The sequence below is a fragment of the Streptomyces actinomycinicus genome (genome assembly GCF_016741775.1).
Lineage (GTDB): Bacteria > Actinomycetota > Actinomycetes > Streptomycetales > Streptomycetaceae > Streptomyces > Streptomyces actinomycinicus.
Genome location: NZ_JAERRK010000001.1, coordinates 290,323 through 307,330 on the forward strand (window position 1 = coordinate 290,323; position 17,008 = coordinate 307,330).

Here is a 17,008-nt window from a genome sequence, read left to right on the forward strand (position 1 = left end):
CTGCCCCCTGTCACCGGTACTCCGAAAGCCTGCGGCCGACACCGGCGACCGCGCCGGCCGCGGCCAGCACCCCGAGGACGGCCGCACCGACCGTCAGCCCGGTCATCGCGGCCCGCCCGTCACCGGCCGCCTGCCGGAACTCGGTCTGCTCGTGGTCGATGGCCCGCGCGAGATTGCGGTCGACGCTGTCGAAGCACTCGCCGGTCGCGCCCTTCGCACCGATCACCTTGTCCAGCGCCTGCTGGTAGTTGCCGTTCTCGTCCTCGGCCCGCGCCGCGGCGTGGCGCTGCTTCCACACGGCCATGTTGCCCTCGGCCGCCTTGACCGGCGCGCTGCCCCCCTGGTCGTCGGCGAGGTTCTCCGCCACGGTCAGCCCCTTGCCGAGCACGGACATGTCCTTGTCGAAGTCGTGGTAGTAGGCGTCGTACGGCTTTCCGCCGACCGTGACGGTCTCCGCGCCGCGCGCCACCAGGCTCAGGTTCTCGTTGCCGCGCGCCTTCAGGGAGGCGATCCGGGCGTCGTGCAGCACGGTGAGAGAGCGGATGCCGCTGTCGTACGAGCCGTCGAGTTCCGCACGGGCGACCGCGTGGCCCACGACCAGCCACAGCAGGGCGACGGTGGTGGCGGTGCTGGCGGCCACCAGACCGTGGTTGAGGACGCGGTTGGTGCGCCGGTACATGCGGTGCTGGGCCCAGCCGAGCCCGGCGAGGGCGAGCACCCCGAGGGCGATCGCGGCCCACGGGTACGGCCTGGCGTCGCCGTAGTCGGCGTCCAGGCGCCGGTTCTCCGTCGTGTAGAGGTCCTCCGCCGCCGGGAGCATCTCCTTCTGCATCTTCTCGTTGGCGTAGCGCAGATAGGCGCCGCCCACCGGGTAGCCCTGCCGGTTGTACGTCCGCGCCCGCTCGATCAGGCCCTTGTACTCGGGCAGCAGCCGGTTCAGCCTGGCGATGGTCGCCTCGGATGCCGAACCGGGCTCGGCGTTGGCGGCGGCGGTGACGAGCCCGGAGGCCGCGGTGCGGATGTCCTTCTCGTACCGGTCGCGGGAGGCCGCGCTCTCCTGACCGCCCGCCAGGAAGCCGCTGGAGGCGGCCGTGTTGGCGTCGGCCAGCGAGCGGTAGATGCCGGCCGCGCCGGAGCTGAGCGGCTGACTGCGGTGCAGCACGTCGTCGGCGGCGGCCGAGCGCTCACTGGTCTGCCAGGCGGTGACCGCCCCGAACGCGACGACGAGCAGGGCCAGTACGGCACCGATGATCCGCAGCCGGCCCGGTTCGGTCGTCGCGGCGGCGCGCAGGCGCTCGGCGCCCTCGGCGAAGGCGGTGCGCCGGGCCGGCGGCACGGGTGGGACGACGGCCGCGGGCCGGCCGGGCTGGACGGGAATGCCGGGTGCGCCGGGGGGACCGGTGGGCCCGGCCGGCGGCGGCGCCGTGCTGCTCTTCGGCGGATGTGTCACCCGACCTCCCCCATGGTCATCCGTTCGCCGCCAAGTATCGCCGCCCGGACCGGCATCCGCACCGGCCTTCACCCGATCTTGATCGGATCGCAGCGTGCGCTGCTCATGTATACGCCGGGCGCGTATGTTCGGTTCCACCAGGCACGGCCCGGCCCGCCCGCTCAGGGCTCCCGGTGTTCGTGGGCCGCCTGCTCCAGTGCCTCCGCCTCCGCCTCGGCCACCCGGGTCTCGGCGGCCACGTCGATGGAGCGGGTCATCCACCAGTACAGGAGCGCGGAGACCGGCAGCCCGATGAACAGGGAGATGTCGGCGCCGCCGAGGGCCTTGGCGGCGGGGCCGACGTACAGGGTCCCGACGGAGAAGAACGGGACCATGGCGGCGAAGCCGACGAGGTACGAGACGATGCCGTGCCAGCCCCAGCGGCCGTAGATGCCGTGCGGGTTGAAGATCTCGGCGATGGCGTAGTGCCCGCGGCGCACCACGTAGTAGTCCATGAGGTTGACCGCGGTCCACGGGATGAACAGGTAGAGCACCAGCAGCAGGAAGTTCTCGAAGTTCTCCAGGAAGTTCGAGGTCGCGGCCAGCGCGCCGACCAGGGAGAGCGCCGCGGTGAACGCGATGGTGGCCAGGCGCACGGCGAGTGTCGGCCGGACCCGCTTGAACGAGTCGATGGCGCTGATGAGGGTCAGGGAGCCGCCGTACATGTTCAGTGCGGTGACCGACACCAGGCCCAGCGCCGAGAACAGCAGCACGATCGCACCGAACCCGTCGAACACCTTGTCGCCGGCGGCGTTGATCGACGGGATCGTGTCGAAGTCCTTGCCGGCCCAGGCGGCCAGCAGCGCGCCGAGCACCATCAGCCAGACGCCGCCGAGCGCGGAGCCGAAGTACGTCCAGTAGAAGGTCTTGCGGACGGTCACGTCCGGCGGCAGGTACCGCGAGTAGTCCGAGACGTAGATGGCCCAGCTGATCTGGTAACCGGCGACGACACCGAACTGGGCGAGGAACGGCGTCCACTTGAAGCCGCCGATGTCGAAGGAGCCCGCCGGGTAGTGCAGGGTGACCAGGACGCCCACGGTGAAGATCCCGAAGATCACCAGGAAGGTGTACGTCAGGACCCGCTCGGCCTTGTGGATGACGTCGTAGCCCACCAGCGCGATGACCAGCGCGACCACGGTGACCACCACGATCCACAGCTTCACGCTGCCGTGGACCGTGGTGTGCAGCGCGTCGGCGGCGAGGCTGCTGTTGAAGACGTTGAACCCGGCGTACTGCACGTAGGCGAAGAGCCACACGAGCAGGGCGCCGACGTAGCCGAACTGGGGCCGCGACTGGATCATCTGCGGCAGCCCCAGCTGGGGCCCCTGGGCCGAGTGGAACGCCATGAAGAAGGTGCCGATGACGGTGCCGGAGACGATGGCCAGCAGCGACCAGACGAGGTTGCCGCCCTCGGTGATGCTGACCAGTCCCACCGCCAGAGTGGCGATCTGGGCGTTGGACATGAACCACAGGGGGCCCAGGTGCCACAGCTTCCCGTGCCGCTCGTCCAGGGGGACGTAGTCGATGGACCGGACCTCGATGCCGGACACCCTTGGTTCGGCCGATGTGCTCATGGCGCCTCCCGAGTACCGGTCGGTCTCCCTGGTCACTGTGTTCCCCGGCTCCGCTCCGGTGACGCCTCAGTCGGCCTCCCAGTGCCCCCGCGCCCGCCGCTGTGCCTCGGCCCCCGCCCCCAGCCGGTCCAGGCCCAGCAGCGCCGCGCCCAGCACCGGGCTCGCCCGCACCACCCTGACGTCGGCCTTGGGGGCGCGGGCCGCCAGCAGGTCACGGACGGTGTCGTTCAGCTGCGGGTGGCCCGCCGTGAGGACGCTGCCGCCCAACAGCACCGGTGTCTCCTCGGTGAGCAGGTCCAGGCGGGTCAGGGCGACGGTGGCCATCACCGTGACCTCCTGCGCGAGCCGGGTGACGATCGTGCGGGCCACCCGGTCGCCGTCCGCCGCCGTGGCGAACAGGACCGGGGTCAGCTCGTGCCGCCGGCCCTGGTCGACCCGCTCCAGGTGCAGCGCCTCGATCAGGGCGTACATGGTCGGCAGGCCGAAGTGCGCGGGAAGCGTGCGGGCCAGGGCCGTCGGCTCGCCCCGTCCGTCCTCCGCGCGCGCCGCGTGCCACAGCGCCTCCTCCGCCAGGCCCCAGCCGCCGCCCCAGTCACCGGAGATCCGGCCGATGGCCGGGAAGCGGGCGGTACGGCCGTCGGGACGCATGCCCACGCAGTTGATGCCCGCACCGCACACCACGGCCACCCCGCGCGGCTCGGCGACACCCGCGCGCAGGATCGCGAAGGTGTCGTTGCGGACCTCCACCGCGGTACCCCACGCGCGCGCGTGCAGCGCGGTCGCCAGCTGTTCCTCCTCCACGGGGAGGTCGGCGTTGGCCAGACACGCCGACACCTGGGTGACGGCCCGCACCCCGGCGTCCGCGAACGCCCGGGCCACCGGGTCCGCCAGCGCGTCCAGCGCCGCGGCCACGCCCACCGCGGGCGGCCGGAAGCCGCCGCCGCGGGCCGTGGCCAGGACCTCACCGGCGCCGGTGACCACGGCCACGTCGGTCTTGCTGTTGCCCGCGTCGATGGCGAGGACCGTCGGGGCGGCAGGTGCGGTCAGGCCCACGCGAGGTGCTCCCGGTTGTGTGCGATCAGCTGGTCGGTGAGGGTCTCGGCGTACGCGTACTGGCCGATCAGGGGATGCGCGAGCAGTGCCCGGAAGACGCGGTCCCGGCCGCCGCGCAGGGCCGCCTCCAGGGCCAGGTCCTCGTACGCCGTCACGTTCGCGATCAGGCCCGAGAACAGCGGGTCCGGCTCCGGGACCGGCAGCGGGACCGGTCCCGCCGGGCCGACCGCCGCCTGCACCTCGATCACCGCGTCGTCGGGCAGGAAGGGCAGCGTTCCCTTGTTGAGCGCGTTCACCACCTGGTACGGGCTGCCGCCACCGCCCAGCAGGGCCGCCGCCAGGTCCACGGCCGCCTCCGAGTAGTAGGCGCCGCCCCGCTCGGCCAGCAGGGCCGGCTTCTCGTCCAGGGCCGGGTCGCCGTACATCGTCAGCAGCTCGCGCTCCATGGCGGCCACCTCCGAGGCGCGCGAGGGCTTGGTCCGCAGGTCCCGCACGACCTCGTCGTGGGCGTAGTAGTAGCGCAGGTAGTAGGAGGGGACGACGCCGAGGCGGTCCAGCAGGGGGCGGGGGAGGCGGAGGTCGCCGGCGATGGCCTCGCCGTGCTCGGCCAGCAGCTTGGGCAGGACGTTCTCGCCCTCCGGGCCGCCCAGCCGCACCACCGTCTCCCAGGTGAGGTGGTTGAGGCCGACGTGGCCGAGGTGGACTTCGGCCGGGGCCGTGCCGAGCAGGCCCGCGAACTTCCGCTGGAGACCGATCGCCACGTTGCACAGGCCGACCGCCCGGTGCCCGGCCTGGAGCAGGGCGCGGGTGACGATGCCGACCGGGTTGGTGAAGTCGATGATCCAGGCACGGGGGCTGGCGCGGCGGACCCGTTCGGCGATGTCCAGCACGACGGGGACCGTGCGCAGGGCCTTCGCCAGGCCCCCGGCGCCGGTGGTCTCCTGGCCGATGCAGCCGCACTCCAGCGGCCAGCTCTCGTCCCGTTCCCGGGCGGCCTGGCCGCCGACGCGCAGCTGCAGCAGGACCGCGTCGGCCCCCTCGGCCCCCGCGTCCAGGTCTGCGGTGGTGACGATCCGGCCGGGGTGGCCCTGCCTGGCGAAGATGCGGCGGGCCAGGCCGCCGACCAGCTCCAGACGGTCGGCCGCCGGGTCGACGAGGACGAGTTCCTCGACGGGCAGGGTGTCGCGCAGGCGCGCGAAGCCGTCGATGAGTTCGGGGGTGTAGGTCGAGCCTCCGCCGACCACGGTGAGTTTCACTGGAGGTTCCCTCGCTTCCATGAGGTGCGGGCAGCAGTCATCGGCCGGGGGTCCGGGGGTTGTCCCCCGGGGCAGCACGGCATGTGTGGTTCAACCCTTCACCCCGGTGAGCGTGACGCCTTCCACGAACGCCTTCTGGGCGAAGAAGAACACGAGGATCACGGGGGCCATGACCAGCACCGTCGCGGCCATGGTGAGGTTCCAGTCGGTGTGGTGGGCGCCCTTGAAGGACTCCAGGCCGTAGGACAGGGTCCAGGCGCCGGGGTTCTCCGACGCGTAGATCTGCGGGCCGAAGTAGTCGTTCCAGGCGTAGAAGAACTGGAAGAGGGCCACGGCGGCGATCCCCGGCTTCGCCATGGGCAGTACGACCCGCAGCAGCGTGCGCAGGTCCCCGCAGCCGTCGACGCGGGCCGCGTCCAGGTACTCGTTCGGGATCGTCATCAGGAACTGGCGCAGCAGGAAGACGGAGAACGCGTCCCCGAACGCCATCGGCACGATCAGCGGCCACAGCGTGCCGGACAGGCCCAGCTGCTTCGCCCAGAACAGGTACATCGGGATGACGACCACCTGCGGGGGCAGCATCATCATCGAGATCACCAGCATGAGTGACAGATTGCGGCCCCGGAAGCGGAACTTGGCGAGCGCGTACGCCACCGGGACCGAGGACACTACGGTCAGGACGGTGCCGAGACCGGCGTAGAGCGACGTGTTCCGCCACCAGGTGAGGAAGCCGGGGGTGTCCAGCACGGTCTTGTAGTTGCCCCACTCCCAGGTGTGCGGGACCAGATCCCGGCTGAGCGCCTGGGAGTCGCTCATCAGCGAGGTCAGGAACACGAACACGAACGGCAGGGTGAAGAACAGCGCGGCGGCGACGCCGAGCGAGTGGACGGCGATCCACTCCAGCACCGCCCTGCGGCGGGCGGTGCGCTCGGCGCCGGAGACGAGCGGCGCCGATTTCACGGGCGGGTCCAGTACCTGGGTCATGGTCAGTCACCTGCCTGGATCAGGCCGCCGCGGCGCCGCATGAGCAGCGCGGTGAACGCCATCGACAGCGCGAACAGCACCAGCGCCACCACGCAGGCCGAGCCGTAGTCGAAGCGCTGGAAGCCGAGGTTGTAGACGAGCTGGGGGAGGGTGAGCGTGGACTTGTCCGGGTAACCGGGCTCGAACTGGGTGCCCGCGCCCTGGATCACGCCGGAGGCGACTTTCCCGGCGACCAGCGGCTGGGTGTAGTACTGCATGGTCTGGATCACCCCGGTGACGACGGCGAACATCACGATGGGGGAGATGTTCGGCAGGGTCACGTACCGGAAGCGCTGCCACGCCGAGGCGCCGTCCAGCTGCGCCGCCTCGTACTGCTCCGTCGGGACGTCGAGCAGCGCGGCCATGAAGACGACCATCAGGTCGCCGACGCCCCACAGGGCCAGCAGGGTCAGCGCGGGCTTGGACCAGGCGGGGTCGTTGAACCAGCCCGGTGCCGGCAGGCCGGTCTTCTCCAGGATCGAGTCGACCGGGCCCGTGCCGGGGTTGAGCAGGAACGCGAAGGCCATGGTCGCCGCGACCGGCGGGGCCAGGTACGGCAGGTAGAAAAGGGTCCGGAAGACTCCCGTCCCCGTCTTGATCCTGGTGATGAGCAGACCGATGCCCAGTCCGAAGACGACCCGGAGGGACACCGTCACCACGACCAGCCACAGGGTGTTGCGCAGGGCGGGCCAGAACAGCGGGTAGTGCTCGAAGACGTAGGTCCAGTTCTTCCCGCCGCTCCACTGCGGCGGCCGGAAGCCGTCGTAGTGCATGAAGGAGAAGTAGACCGTGGAGATCAGCGGGTAGGCGAAGAAGACCGAGAAGCCGATCAGCCACGGGGACATGAAGGCGAGCGTGCGCAGGGCCGAGCGGCGGCGTCTGGCGGCGAGGGTGGCGGTGGTCATCACTGCGCCTGCGCGATGTCCGTGTCGATCTGCGCGGCCGTCTTCCTCAGTCCGGCCTTGAGGTCGGTGACCTTGCCGCTCTCGTAGTCGTAGCCGAACTGCTGGATGGTCACCAGGTACACACCGCCGTTGATCGAGGCGGGCGTGGTGGTGGAGTCCGGGTCGGCTGCGATGTCGAGGAAGGTCTTGAAACGCGGGTCGTACTTCAGCTTCGGGGACTTCAGGGCGGCCAGGGTGGAGGGCACGTTGTGGATGTCGTTGGCGAAGCCGACCACCGCGTCCGTGTCCGTGGTCATGTACTTCACCAGTTCCCAGGCGGCGTTCTGCTTGTGGCTGGTGGCGGCGATGCCCGCGATGGTGCCGGTGATGTAACCCTTGCCGTACTGGTCGGCCCGGTCGTCGGGGACGGGCAGCGGGGCCACCCCGATCTCGAAGCCGGGATCGGTCTCCTCGGCCATGCCGAGCCGCCACTCGCCGTCGAGCTGCATGGCCACCTGGCCGGTGTGGAAGGGGTGCTTGGGGCCCCACTCGTCGCCCAGGGTGGCCCGGAACTTCTCCAGCCGCTCGAATCCGCCGAGTTCGTCGACGAGTTTCTTCTGCAGCGTGAAGCCCTGCTCGAAGGCGGGGTCCTCGGCGAGGCCGGACTTGCCGTCCCTGTCGAAGTAGGCCGGCGAGAACTGCCCGAGGTAGTGCTCGGTGGTGGACTCCCAGCCGTGGTAGTTCGGCATGAAGCCGAGCTGCTTGTAGCCGTCGCCCTGGCGGACCGTCAGTTTCCTGGCGTCGGCCAGGAACTCGGACCACGTCTTCGGCGGGGCGGTGATGCCCGCCTTCGCGAACGCGGTCTTGTTGTAGTAGAGCCCGTACGCGTCACCGAGCAGCGGGACCGCACAGCGGTTGCCCTCGAACCGGGTGTACTCGTTCATCGGCTTCGGGAACGTGGTCTCCGGGTCGATGTGCGACTTCTCGAAGAACGGGTTCAGGTTCACCAGCGCGCCCGAGGAACAGAACTTGCCCACGTTGTTCGTGGTGAAGGAGGAGATCACGTCCGGCGCCTTGTCGCCGCCCGAGCGCAGCGCCTGGTTGATCTTGTCGTCGGTCATGTTGCCGACGACGTTCACGTGGATGTTGGGGTGCGCCTGTTCGAAGCCGGCGACCAGCGACTTGACCGCCTTCACCTCGTTCGGCGCGCTCCAGGCGTGCCAGAAGTTGATCGTCGTGTCCTTCGACGGGTCGTCCGTGGCGCCCGAGCCGGACTGGCCGGTACAGGCGGTGGTGAGGAGCACGGCGGAAGCAGTCAGGGCGAAAGCCGCTTTTCGGGCGAATTCGGGTATGGGTGTGGGCATGTCGAGGTCTCCCAGGGACGGGGGCGGGAAGGCTGGGGGGAAAGACGGGACGGGAAAGACGGGGGGAAGACGGGGCAGAAAGAGGCGGGCCGGGGAAGGGCGGAGCGGGGGCGCTCAGCGCGAGGTGTCGAAGACCTCGTCGCGGGTCGTGGCGAGGGCGGACTCCAACGCGCCGCGCAGCACGGGATGTTCCCGGACGTCGCCGACGACCAGCCGGGGCCGGGCCGCGGCCAGCTCTTCCAGCTCGGCCTGGACGAGGGCGCGCAGCACCTCGCCGCCGGCCGTCAGGGCGGAGCCGCTGAGGACGACGAGTTCGGGATCGAGGACGGAGACGAGCGAGGCGAGACCGGTGGCCAGCCGGGTCGCGTAGGTCTGGAGCAACTTCCGCTGCGCGCCGGTGCCGTCGCCGCCGGCATGGTCGGCGGCGCGGGCGACCAGCGTGGCGGCGGCCTCGGTGTACGGCCCCGACGGCACGTCAGGGATGCCGAGTTCCCGGGCCAGCTCGGGTACGGCCTGGGAGCCGGCCAGCTCCTGGTAGCCGCCGCTGTTGGCCTTGGTGACCTGGCGGACCAGCGGGGCGCCCGGCACCGGCAGGAAACCGACCTCGCCGGCGCCGCCCGTCCAGCCGCGGTGCAGCCGGCCGCCGAGGACCAGGGCGGCGCCGAGGCCCTCCTGGTTCCACAGCAGCACGAAGTCGTCGTGGCCGCGGGCCGCGCCGAGCCGCTGTTCGGCGATGGCGGCGAGGTTGACGTCGTTCTCGTACTCGACCGGCATCGGCAGCGCCGCCGCGAGTTCGTCCAGCAGTGTGGGGGAGTGCCAGCCCGGCAGGTGGGAGGCGTAGCGCAGCCGGCCCGTGTTGGGGTCGAAGGCGCCGGGGGTGCCGATGACCAGCCGGTGCACCTCGGACCGGGCGAGCCCGGCCGCCTTCACCGCGCCGTCCAGGGCGTCGGTGACCTGCTGGACCACGGGACGGCCCGTCCGGCGGCCCGGGGTGGGCAGCTCGTACTCGCCGACCGTGCGGCCGGTGACGTCGGAGACGGCGGCGCGGATGCGGTGCGGGGTGACGTCCATTCCGGCGGCGTACGCGGCGGCGGGGTTGACCGCGTACAGCTGGGCGTTGGGGCCCGGCCGGCCCTCGCTGGTGCCGGTGACCCGGACCAGGCCGGCCGCCTCCAGACGGGCCAGCAGCTGGGAGGCGGTGGGCTTGGACAGGCCGGTGAGCTTGCCGATCCGGGTGCGCGACAGCGGCCCGTGCTCCAGCAGCAGATCCAGGGCGGCGCGGTCGTTCATGGCGCGCAGGACGCGCGGGGTGCCCGGCGTGCCGGCGGTTCCTGCCATGGGATCGACACCTGCCTTTCAGCCGCCCAGCTTTTCAGTGGCCCGGGCGCGGCGTCCAGTCTTGATCACCGGACGTCCCGCCTGATCACTGTTAGGAAAGTTTCCTATTTGGGTGGGAGGAACGTAAGCCCAGGACGAAGAGGGCGTCAATAGACAACGCCCCCGAGGCAACAGAGTCGTTACCTCGGGGGCGCGGTGGTACGGGCCGGGCGGGCGGGGCGGCGCGGGACGGGGCGAGCGCGGTCATGCCGGCCCGGGCGAGCGCGGCGGTGCGGTGCGGGGCCGCGCGGCTCGGGTGGGTGCGGGCTACTTCACGGTGACGTGGTCACCGGCGGACGTCTTCGCGCCCGTGGTGGCCGTGCCGGCGAAGACGAAGCGGTAGGTGCCGCTCCGGGTCGCCTTCACCGTGGTGGACAGGGCGCCGCCGGCGCCGGAGGTGATCCCCTTGACGTTCGCGTACGAGCCGCCGTCCGCCTTGAACTGCAGGACGACCTTCTGGCCCTGGTAGCCGGCGTACCTGCCGGTCGACCAGTTCGCCCGGGACAGCTTGCCCTTGACGGTCAGCGTCCTGCCCTTCACCACGGGCTCCGGGGCGGCGTTCGCGGTGAGCAGGGCGGCGCGCCGCACCGGCACGGAGCCCAGGTTGCCCCAGACGGTGACGTCGTTCTCGCCGTGCAGGTAGTCGTCCGAGACGCTCCCGTCGCTGTGGGCGTAGAGTCCCGCGGCCTTCCAGGTGGTTGCTTCGGCGGCCTCGTAGACCGACTCGCCCGGGGTGACGACGATCTTCTCGGTGCAGCTCTCGGTGACCGTCGTGTCCGTCGTGGCGGTCGCCTTGCAGGCGGGCGGCGTGTCCGGGCCCAGGTCGTTGTCCATCGACCTCAGCGTTCCGAGGTACAGGAACACCGCCTGCACGGTCTTGTCCTGGTCGATTACCAGGTCCTTCGGCCGGGTCAGGGTGTACGTCACCGGCACGGTCACGGCCTTGGCGGTGCCGACCACGATCGGCTTGCCGTTGTTCACGGTCACACCGGCGAACGTCAGGTCCGGCGTGCCGGTCGCCGACGCGGCGGGCGCGGCCAGGCCGGTGAGAGCCAGGGCACCGGACAGGGCGGTGCCTATGGCGAGCTTGCGCATGTTTCCCCACATTCGAGGCGGGCCCCCGGGCGACGTCGCGCTCCGGAACAAGGGGCCGCTGTGGGGGTGACCTTAGAGGACCGCGGGATGCGGACGGAACGCGGGGTTCCTGTGAAGACGATCTGCATCCGCGGTCTGGTCACGAATGCACCCCGGATGTGGTTTCCGCTGGTCACAGCGCCTATATTCACAGGCGCCCACCTCACAGGCACCTGTATGCACCGGGCCTGTGCGCACAGCCGCCTCGATCGGATCGCGGCAAGGGACGCGCCCGGGGGCGGGGCAGCACGAGGGGACGGCTGGGCGAATGCATGACCGAAGAGCGCTGAGCAGGCCGTGGCTGGGCGCGGTGTCCGGCTTGCTGCTGCTGGGGGCGGTGGCGTGCACGGCACCGCAGCAGCCGAAGGCCCGGCCGGCGGCGGCCGCCGCGGCACCCTCCGCCTCACCGTCGTGTGCCTCCGGTGCCCTCCGCTGGGGCAGCGTGCGGCAGGAGACACGGCTGATCGGGCTCTCTCCCGCGGTCACGGCCGGCAAGCACGACGGATGGACCACCTTCCGCAACGCGACCGTGCGCGTGGTGGCCGCCCGGGTCACGACGGACGGCGCGGACGTCTCCGGGCGGCGGGTGGTGGCCCTGCTGGCGCGGCACCTCGGCTACGACTCCGGCGACCTGATGCCTCCGGGGCAGAACACGGCCCCTCACATGCCCGCGCGTGAGCGGATCGGCTCCCGCGGCGCCGGCCGCATCGCCACCACCGAGGGGGTGAAGGTCGTGGACGCGAGCTTCGTCGTGCAGTGCCCCGACGGGCCGCACTACGGCAGCCTCACCACCTGGCTCGCCCCCGTCCGGAGCGACTCCATCGGCTGCGGCACCGACCCCGGCCGGGACGCCTGGCTCCGCGAGGCCTACCGGCTGGCCTGCGGCCCGCTCGATCGGTGACGAAGGTGCCGGTGCCGGTGCCGGTGCCGGAGCCGGTGCTGGTGCTGGTGCTGGTGCCGGGTCAGGGGCAGGGGCCGGGAGCGACCGCGTGCCCTACTTCGGCGCCGGCCGTTGCTGCGGAGCGATCGGCGTCGCCGCCGCCGACTGCGGCGAGTCCGCGTTGGAGTACACCGACGGGGCCGCCACCGCCGCCGTCGGGTCCGGGGTGTCCGCCAGGTCCTCCGCCGCCGTCGCGCCGCCCACGATGCGGATGTGTGCCGCGTCGAACGCCCGCTTGATGCGCCAGCGCAGCTCGCGCTCGACCGTCACCGACTTGCCCGGCATGGTCTTGGCCGACACCCGGACCACCATCGAGTCGATCAGCACCGAGTCCAGGCCGAGCACCTCGACCGGGCCCCACAGCAGCTCGTTCCAGGGCTCTTCCTTGCTCATCTTCTCGGCGACCTCGTCCAGCGTGGCCCTGACCCGGTCCAGGTCCTCGCTCGCCTTCACGGTCACGTCGACCCCGGCCGTCGCCCAGCCCTGCGACATGTTGCCGATCCGCTTGACCTCGCCGTTGCGGACGTACCAGATCTCCCCGTTGTCGCCGCGCAGCTTGGTCACCCGCAGCCCGACCTCGATCACCTCGCCGGAGGCCACCCCCGCGTCGATGACGTCACCGACGCCGTACTGGTCCTCCAGGATCATGAACACGCCGGACAGGAAGTCCGTGACCAGGTTCCGGGCGCCGAAACCGATCGCCACACCCGCGACACCGGCCGAGGCCAGCAGCGGCGCCAGATCGATCCTGAAGGTGCCCAGCACCATCAGCGCGGCCGTGCCGAGGATCAGGAAGCTGGCCACCGAGCGCAGCACCGAACCGATCGCGGCCGAACGCTGCCGCCGCCGCTCGGCGTTGACCAGCAGGCCGCCCAGCCCGCTGCCGTCCACCGCCTGCGGGGCCCGGCCCATCCGGTCTATCAGCTTCGTGATCGCCCGCCGCACCACCGCCCTGAGGGCGAACGCCACGACCAGCACCAGCAGGATCTGCAGACCCATCGCGAGCCACGTCGACCAGTTCTGCTCGACCCAGCTCGCCGCGTTCGTCGCACTTTCCTGAGCATCCTGGAGCGTCGGCACGGCCGGGGTCGTCGACCCCGAGGGCGACGGCGACGGGGACGGCGATGCACCGGCGGCCGGCAGGACGGCGGGCAAGGTCGACACGGCAGGTACCTCCAAGGTGCTGCACGGTCCGTACCGGCGGGCGGTCAAGGTCACGAAAAGGTCACCGGACGGACAGGACCACCACACTAACGGGGCATTGTGAGCGGCTCGTGCGGATCCGCACAGGAGGCGCGCAGGAGAGACACGGCTCACGTGGGCTTGAACCGGCCATGATCCGGGGGATGCATCAGGTGTGGTCGAAAACACTCCCAGCCCGTTACCGGGACATGGTGGCGCTACCACCAGGCATGAGGAGAGACTGACTGCAGATCGTCCCGGCGCGAGCCACGCGCCGCCGACGCCCAAGGAGGCACCCGTGCCGCACGTCCTGGTCCTCAACGCGTCGTACGAGCCGCTCGGCGTCGTACCGCTCCGCCGCGCGCTCGTCCTCGTCCTGGAGAACAAGGCCGTCTCCCTCGAGGAATCCGGCGCCTACCTGCACAGCGCGACCGTCACAGTCCCCGCACCCAGCGTGGTCCGGCTCAAGCGATTCGTCCGGGTTCCCTATCGGGGGCCCGTTCCTCTTACCCGCCGTGCGCTCTTCGCGCGGGACGGGGGCCGGTGCATGTACTGCGGTGGCGTCGCAACCAGCGTCGACCACGTCATCCCGCGCAGTCGCGGGGGCAAGCACGTCTGGGACAACGTGGTGGCCTCCTGCCGCCGCTGCAACCACGTGAAGGCCGACCGCCACCTCGTCGAGCTGGGCTGGCGCCTGAGGCACAAACCCGCACCCCCCACCGGCCTGGCCTGGCGCATCATCGGCACCGGCCACCGGGATCCGCGCTGGCTGCCCTACTTGCAGCCGTACGGCGCGGACGACGCCTTGGCCCGGATCGACGGCATCTCCGCCTAGTCGCTCCGGGCCGGTCGTATGTGCACACGGGGCGCGGCGGTGCCGTGGACGCGCGGGGGCTGGGCGCAGTCCCCGCGCCCCTTCGGGCCGGCGTCGCCTTGCGTGGCTCAGCCGCGCGAACCCTCCGGGCGGGCACCACGCACCGCGTACAGAGTCGCCCCCACCACGAACGCCGTCAGCGCCGCCGCCCACGCGCCGGGCTGGGCGCCCGGCTGCGTCGGCCACGCCCACACCGTGGCCGCGCGGCCGTGGGCGGTGGTGGAGCCCAGGTAGACGGCGGTGACGTAGCCGAACGCGGGCAGCCAGCTCAGGCGGGCACCCAGGAGCACGGCCGCCGTCGCCGTGAGACCCGTACAACCCAGGGTGTTGCGGAGCACGGCGGGCGGCCCGAAGGTCTCCGGGTGGCCGAGTACGGCCGGTGTGAGCAGCAGCGCGGCCAGTGCGGTCAGAGCCGCCAGCTGGGCCAGCCGGCGTGGCCACCAGGGGCGTACGGCCGTGCGGTCCAGCTCGTCCGACGCGCTGTACAGGCTCGCCCCGATCACCGCCGACGCCAGCAGCGGCGCCAGCGCGACGATCGGCACCCGGCGGTCGGGATCGAGATAGGCGTCCAGCCGGCCGGCCGCCCAGACCGCGAAGGCGGCCGTACCGGCGAGCGCGGCCACCGTGAGAGGGAGCGCCCGGGAGCGGGCGTAGAGCAGGGGGCCGCGGGTCGTCGTCACCGCGCGGGCGACGTGGGTCGTCGTCACAGTGCGGGAACCCCCTTCGCATCGCAGGCCGCGCGGGCCGCGAAGTAGGCCGACAGCCACTCCCGGCGCTCGTGCTCGTCCATCCCGGCGAGCCTGGCCCGGGCGGCTAGGAGCTTGCGCTCCTCGGCCGGGCCGTCCCCGGGCACCTTGCCGCTCTTCTGCAGGGAGTTCGGCGCGAGGTAGGACTCCACCGCGTCGTCCGCCCACATCACGCGGGTGGTCCTCGCGGAGTCGGGGCAGTCGTAGCCCTCGAGCGCGGCGACGGCCTCCCACGCGAACTGCTGCGGATCGGCCAGCCGCCCGCGTACGACCGACCAGCCCAGCGTGATGCCCGGCAGTGCGGCCTCGTCGGCGCGCGGCTCTCCGTCGTGGCCCGCCCAGCGCACCGGCAGGTTCCGCACCCCCCGCAGCTTCCCCGTGACCCCCGACAGGGCGTCACTGACCTGCGGGAGCATCCCGGCGTACCGGGCGTTGACACAGACCGCCGGAGTCACGGAGGTGTCGCACACCTGGCGGCGGCCGAGCGGGTCGGTGTGCCAGAGGCCGTCTCCGGTCTGTGCGAGCAGGGCGCCCGCGGACAGTGCGGCGGCCAGCGGGAGCAGGGCCGTCACCCGGCGCCGGGCCGCGTACGCCAGCGCGGCGGCGACCGCCAGCCCGCCCGTCCACGCGGCCATGGCCCACGGCTGCCACCACACCGGCAGCCCGCCGTTCAGCGACGACGTGGTCGGACTCAGGGCGCGGCCGGTCTCCGAGCCGTCGGCCGTCATGAGCCCGAGTCCCACGTATCCGGCGACCGCCAGCAGAGGGGCCATCAGCCGCGTGGGCGCCACCCGGCCCGCCACGTGTCCGGCCAGCGCGCCCGCCGCCATGGCGGCCGTGTCCCCCGGCAGCAGCACCAGGTGAGGGCGGTCACCCTGGGTGTAGGGCCAGGTGGCGAGCAGGGCCCCGGCCGCCACGAGCAGATAGCCGACGGCCACCCACACCGCCACGGGCAGCGCCGCCACCAGCAGGCGGGTCAGCGGCGGCCGTACGGTCGTCGCCCACAGGTCTCCGGTACCGCGCCGCCGCTCCCGGCCGCCCTGCCAGCAGCCCGCCGCCACGGCCAGCGGAAGGGTGATCAACATCCCGGTGTGCACCAGGTCCGCGGTCTCCGCCCAGCCGCCCTGCCACTGGTCCGCCTTCGCGGACACCGGGATTCCCAGTGTCAGCAGCACGGCGACCCCTGACCACGGCGCGAACCCTCGCACCCACTCGGCCCGCAGTGGATGCGGCACCCGCCCGCGCGCCGGCGCCTTCGGTTCGGTGACGAGGGCCATCACACCGCCTCCCGCTCACCCGGCGCCCGGTGCGCCCGCAGCGCCGCCGTGTACCCGCGCTCGATCGGATGGTCTCCCGGCCCGTCGGAGGACTCGCCCAGCACGGTCAGCGCCTCGGGCGTGCCCCGGTACGCGACCCGGCCCGCGTCCAGCAGCGTGACCTCCGTGCACGCGGCGGCCACGTCCTCCACCAGGTGGGTGGAGACCACCACGGTCGCCGAGACACCCAGCTCCCGCAGCAGTTCACGGAACTCCACCCGCTGCTCGGGGTCGAGCCCGGCGGTCGGCTCGTCCAGCAGCAGCACGGCGGGGTCGTTGACGACGGCCTGCGCGATGCCGACCCGGCGGACCATGCCGCCGGACAGCGTCCGGACCTTGGCGTCGATGCGGTCGGCGAGGCCCACCCGGGCCACCGCCCGCTCCACGGCCGCCGGCACCCGCGCGGCCGGCATCTCCTTCAGCCAGGCCACGTACGCCACGAACTCCCGCACGGTGAAACCCGGGTAGTAGCCGAACTCCTGCGGCAGATAGCCCAGCCGGCGCCGCACCCCGGCCAGCCCGCGGTGGCCGGCGACGTCCTCGCCGAGCAGTTCCACCCGGCCGGCGTCGGGCCGCGCCACCGTGGCCAGCACCCGGATCAGCGAGGTCTTCCCGGCCCCGTTCGGCCCGAGCAGCCCGTGCACACCGGTGCCGAGATCCAGGTCGAGCGAATCCAGGGCGAGGGTCTTGCGATGCCGGACCCGCAGGCCGGTCGCGCGTATGGACGTCATGTCTCTCCAGGAGAGTGCGGGGGACCACGACGGTGGGCGGGTCCCGGCGATCGATCGGAAGGGGG

Annotated in this window: 15 protein-coding genes; 2 read left to right on the forward strand and 13 right to left on the reverse strand. The window is 72.1% G+C overall.

Annotated elements, in window-relative coordinates; translation table 11 throughout:
* Positions 1 to 10: 10 nt before the first annotated feature.
* The 9 genes from JK359_RS01340 to JK359_RS01380 all read right to left on the reverse strand — a co-directional run bounded on the left by JK359_RS01340 (position 11) and on the right by JK359_RS01380 (position 11,115).
* On the reverse strand, positions 11 to 1,450 hold the full coding sequence (locus tag JK359_RS01340; RefSeq protein WP_372445331.1) for a GlnX family signal transduction membrane protein: 1,440 nt from the start codon (positions 1,448 to 1,450) through the stop codon (positions 11 to 13).
* A gap of 161 nt (positions 1,451 to 1,611) precedes the next feature.
* Positions 1,612 to 3,063 carry a purine-cytosine permease family protein gene (locus JK359_RS01345; RefSeq protein WP_201830706.1) on the reverse strand — a complete coding sequence of 484 codons (1,452 nt, stop codon included), beginning with the start codon at positions 3,061 to 3,063 and terminating at the stop codon, positions 1,612 to 1,614.
* A 66-nt stretch (positions 3,064 to 3,129) separates the two neighbouring features.
* Entirely contained in the window at positions 3,130 to 4,116 is a 987-nt protein-coding gene (locus tag JK359_RS01350; protein ID WP_201830708.1) for an N-acetylglucosamine kinase, read from the reverse strand.
* The gene (locus JK359_RS01355) at positions 4,107 to 5,372 is read right to left on the reverse strand and encodes a 6-phospho-beta-glucosidase (protein ID WP_201830709.1); all 1,266 of its coding nucleotides are present in this window, start codon (positions 5,370 to 5,372) and stop codon (positions 4,107 to 4,109) included. Before JK359_RS01355 ends, JK359_RS01350 begins: the two co-directional genes overlap by 10 nt.
* Before the next feature lie 90 nt (positions 5,373 to 5,462).
* Positions 5,463 to 6,356 carry a carbohydrate ABC transporter permease gene (locus tag JK359_RS01360; RefSeq protein ID WP_201830711.1) on the reverse strand — a complete coding sequence of 298 codons (894 nt, stop codon included), beginning with the start codon at positions 6,354 to 6,356 and terminating at the stop codon, positions 5,463 to 5,465.
* 2 nt (positions 6,357 to 6,358) lie between these two features.
* Positions 6,359 to 7,300: a carbohydrate ABC transporter permease gene (locus tag JK359_RS01365; RefSeq protein ID WP_201830712.1), complete on the reverse strand. Its 942-nt coding sequence runs from the start codon at positions 7,298 to 7,300 to the stop codon at positions 6,359 to 6,361.
* Entirely contained in the window at positions 7,300 to 8,643 is a 1,344-nt protein-coding gene (locus JK359_RS01370) for an ABC transporter substrate-binding protein (RefSeq protein WP_201830713.1), read from the reverse strand. The genes JK359_RS01365 and JK359_RS01370 overlap by 1 nt, the downstream gene beginning before the upstream one ends.
* A gap of 114 nt (positions 8,644 to 8,757) precedes the next feature.
* Positions 8,758 to 9,981 (reverse strand): ROK family transcriptional regulator, encoded by a 1,224-nt coding sequence (locus JK359_RS01375; RefSeq protein WP_201830716.1) that lies wholly within the window; start codon positions 9,979 to 9,981, stop codon positions 8,758 to 8,760.
* A 306-nt stretch (positions 9,982 to 10,287) separates the two neighbouring features.
* Positions 10,288 to 11,115: a hypothetical protein gene (locus JK359_RS01380; protein ID WP_201830717.1), complete on the reverse strand. Its 828-nt coding sequence runs from the start codon at positions 11,113 to 11,115 to the stop codon at positions 10,288 to 10,290.
* A gap of 307 nt (positions 11,116 to 11,422) precedes the next feature.
* Between JK359_RS01380 and JK359_RS01385 the strand changes: the two genes are divergently transcribed.
* A complete protein-coding gene (locus JK359_RS01385) occupies positions 11,423 to 12,055 on the forward strand; it encodes a hypothetical protein (RefSeq protein WP_201830718.1) in 633 nt (210 codons plus the stop codon).
* Between the two features lie 93 nt (positions 12,056 to 12,148).
* Here the strand turns inward: JK359_RS01385 and JK359_RS01390 are convergent, their stop codons facing one another.
* Entirely contained in the window at positions 12,149 to 13,258 is a 1,110-nt protein-coding gene (locus JK359_RS01390; protein ID WP_201830719.1) for a mechanosensitive ion channel family protein, read from the reverse strand.
* A 316-nt stretch (positions 13,259 to 13,574) separates the two neighbouring features.
* Here JK359_RS01390 and JK359_RS01395 point away from each other — a divergent pair, with 316 nt between their 5' ends.
* Complete coding sequence (locus JK359_RS01395) at positions 13,575 to 14,111, forward strand: HNH endonuclease (protein WP_201830720.1); 537 nt, start codon at positions 13,575 to 13,577, stop codon at positions 14,109 to 14,111.
* Positions 14,112 to 14,218: 107 nt separating this feature from the next.
* On the opposite strand, the gene JK359_RS01400 is transcribed toward JK359_RS01395, so the two are convergent.
* From JK359_RS01400 to JK359_RS01410, 3 genes are read right to left on the reverse strand one after another with little or no spacing between them, the layout of a single operon-like run.
* Complete coding sequence (locus tag JK359_RS01400; RefSeq protein WP_307787927.1) at positions 14,219 to 14,857, reverse strand: hypothetical protein; 639 nt, start codon at positions 14,855 to 14,857, stop codon at positions 14,219 to 14,221.
* Positions 14,854 to 16,173, reverse strand: coding sequence for a hypothetical protein (locus JK359_RS01405; RefSeq protein ID WP_201830721.1), 1,320 nt, complete (start codon positions 16,171 to 16,173; stop codon positions 14,854 to 14,856). The genes JK359_RS01400 and JK359_RS01405 overlap by 4 nt, the downstream gene beginning before the upstream one ends.
* Positions 16,173 to 16,943 carry an ATP-binding cassette domain-containing protein gene (locus JK359_RS01410; protein ID WP_201830728.1) on the reverse strand — a complete coding sequence of 257 codons (771 nt, stop codon included), beginning with the start codon at positions 16,941 to 16,943 and terminating at the stop codon, positions 16,173 to 16,175. Before JK359_RS01410 ends, JK359_RS01405 begins: the two co-directional genes overlap by 1 nt.
* Positions 16,944 to 17,008: the final 65 nt, after the last annotated feature.